The sequence below is a fragment of the Micromonospora sp. KC207 genome, assembly GCF_004348615.1.
GTDB lineage: Bacteria > Actinomycetota > Actinomycetes > Mycobacteriales > Micromonosporaceae > Micromonospora.
In genome coordinates this window covers 1-2461 of the sequence record NZ_SMKJ01000514.1, presented here as the reverse complement: position 1 = coordinate 2461, position 2461 = coordinate 1, and the positions used below count along the sequence as shown (strand labels likewise).

Here is a 2461-nt window from a genome sequence, read left to right as displayed (position 1 = left end):
CGGCACCCCCCGGCCGCCGCCCCTGCCCCAGGTGGTGTCCTTGGTGCCCGGCTTGCCGATCTTCGGGGTGCGCCCCTCCTCGGCCGCCGCCCGGCGCTCCTTGTCCTGCTTCCAGGCGGTGCGCTGGGGCAGCTTCTCGGTGCCCGAGTACGCCTTGTGCCAGGGGCGCTCGTCGGCGGGCAGGGTCTTGCCCCGACCCGCGAGGGCGCCCTTGTTCTTGCCGCCGGAGCCCTTCGGGGCACCCGCCTTCGGCGTCAGTCGCCGGCCACGGCGCTGCGAGTTGCCGGCCATCAGTCCTGCTCTCCAATAGTCCAACGGGGGCCCTGGGGGGTGTCCTCGACCACCACGCCGGCCAGCTTGAGCTGGTCGCGGACGGCGTCCGCAGCCACCCAGTCCTTGCGGCTGCGGGCCTGCGCACGCTGTTCCAGGGCCAGCGCGACCAGTGAGTCGACCACGCCGCGCAGGTCGTCCGCGCGACCGCCGCCGGTCCATGCCTCGTCGAGGGGGTCGATGCCAAGGATATCCAGCATCGCCCGCGTGGAGCCGAGGGCCGTGCGGACGGTCACATCATCGCCGGTGGCCAGGGCGGTGTTGCCGTCCCGGAGCACCTCCTGGAGCACCGCGAGCGCAGCCGAGGTGTTCAGGTCGTCGTCCATCGCGGCGACGAAGCCGGCCGGCAGCTCGCCCAGCTCACCAGGGCTGACCCGCTCGGCGGCCCGCTGGACGAACCCCTCGATCCGCCGGAAGCCGCTGGCCCACTCCCGCAGCGAATCCTCGGTGTAGTCGACGTGCGACCGGTAGTGCGCCGCCGCGTAATAGTAGCGTAGCTCGATCGGGCGCACCCCGAGTGAGCCGACGTACGTCAGGTCGAGGGCGTTGCCGAGCGACTTGCCCATCTTCGTCCCGCCGATGCCGAGCAGCCCGTGGTGCACCCAGTAGCGGGCGAACGGCAGGCCGGCCGCCTGCGACTGGGCGATCTCGTTTTCGTGGTGCGGGAAGGTCAAATCGAGCCCACCACCGTGGATGTCGAACTCCTCACCCAGGTAACGCCAGCACATCGCCGAGCACTCGATGTGCCAGCCGGGCCGCCCCCGCCCCCACGGCGAGGGCCAGTACGCGTCGGCCGGCTCGTCGGGCTTCGCGCCCTTCCACAGGGCGAAGTCGCGCGGGTCGCGCTTGCCCCGCTCCGGGGCGTCGTCGGCGGCCTGCATGGCGTCGGGCGACTGCCCGGACAACGCGCCGTACGCCGGCCAGGAGGCCACGTCGAAGTAGACGTCGCCGGAGCCGTCGGTGGCCGGGTAGGCGTGCCCGGTGTCGATCAGACGCGCGATCAGCTCGTGCATCTCCGGGATGTGCCCGGTGGCCCGCGGCTCGTACGTCGGCGGCAGCACGTTCAGCATCCGGTACGCGGCGGCCAGCGCCCGCTCGTTCGCGTACGCGATCGACCAGAACGGCCGGCCCTGCTCGACGGCCTTCACGAGGATCTTGTCGTCGATGTCGGTCAGGTTGCGGATGAACCGCACCTCGAACCCCCGGGCCAGCAGCCAGCGGCGCAACACGTCATAGTTGACGCCGGAGCGAAGATGACCGATGTGCGGGGGGCCCTGAAGGGTGAGACCACACAGGTAGACCCCCACCTTGCCGGCTTCCCGCGGGACGAAGTCCCGCACCGATCGGGTGGCGGTGTCATACAGGCGTAGCGTCACGCCTCCAGGGTAGCCGTCCACGCGTTCCGGGTTCGCCCCGCGCCGGGTCGTACGCTGCCCCTCGTGGATGAGGCGGCACGGCAGAATGGCACGACGACCCGGACCGACGACGGCACGCGCGGGGGTGAGACAGCCCAGACGCTGGACCGGGGGCTGCGGCTGCTGCACCTCGTCGCCGACGCGCCGGGCGGGCTGACCGTCACCGAGGCGGCCAACCGGCTGGGCATCGGCCGGGCCGCCGTCTACCGGCTGGTCGGGGCGCTCAGCGGGCACGGCATGGTACGCCGCGACGGCGACGGCCGGTTACGGCTCGGCGCGGGGGTGCTGCACCTGGCCCGGCGGGCCCAGCCGCTGCTCGCCGAGGGCGCGCTGCCCGCCCTGCGGCGCCTCGCCGAGCAGGCCGGCGCGACCGCGCACCTGACCGTCGTCGAGGGCGGCGAGGGGGTCGCCCTGGCGGTGGTCGAGCCGAGCTGGACGTCGCTGCACGTGGCGTACCGGACGGGGACGCGGCACCCGCTGGAGCGAGGGGCGGCCGGACGGGCCATCCTCGCCGCCCGGGCGGGCTCCGCCGGCCCGGTGAGCACCAGCGGGGAGTTGCAGCCCGGGGCGTACGGCGTGGCCGCGCCGGTGCTCGGCGTACCGGGGCTGGAGGCGAGCGTAGGCGTGGTGGCGCTGGCTCCGCTGGACCCGGAGTCGGTCGGCGGGCAGGTGCTCGCGGCGGCGGCGGCGATCAGCGCGGCCCTCGCCCCCTGACC

General features: G+C 73.9%; 2 protein-coding genes and 1 pseudogene. 1 reads left to right on the top strand and 2 read right to left on the bottom strand.

Annotation, left to right across the window (positions count from 1 at the left end; all coding sequences use genetic code 11):
• Positions 1-291 (bottom strand): annotated as a pseudogene (locus E1258_RS31980) (23S rRNA (guanosine(2251)-2'-O)-methyltransferase RlmB); the annotation flags it as partial.
• Positions 291-1706, bottom strand: coding sequence for a cysteine--tRNA ligase (cysS, locus tag E1258_RS31975; protein WP_132407628.1), 1416 nt, complete (start codon positions 1704-1706; stop codon positions 291-293). The gene cysS and the pseudogene E1258_RS31980, both read right to left, overlap by 1 nt.
• Before the next feature lie 63 nt (positions 1707-1769).
• Between cysS and E1258_RS31970 the strand changes: the two genes are divergently transcribed.
• Positions 1770-2459, top strand: a complete 690-nt coding sequence (locus tag E1258_RS31970; protein ID WP_132407626.1) for an IclR family transcriptional regulator — start codon at positions 1770-1772, stop codon at positions 2457-2459.
• Positions 2460-2461 lie beyond the last annotated feature (2 nt).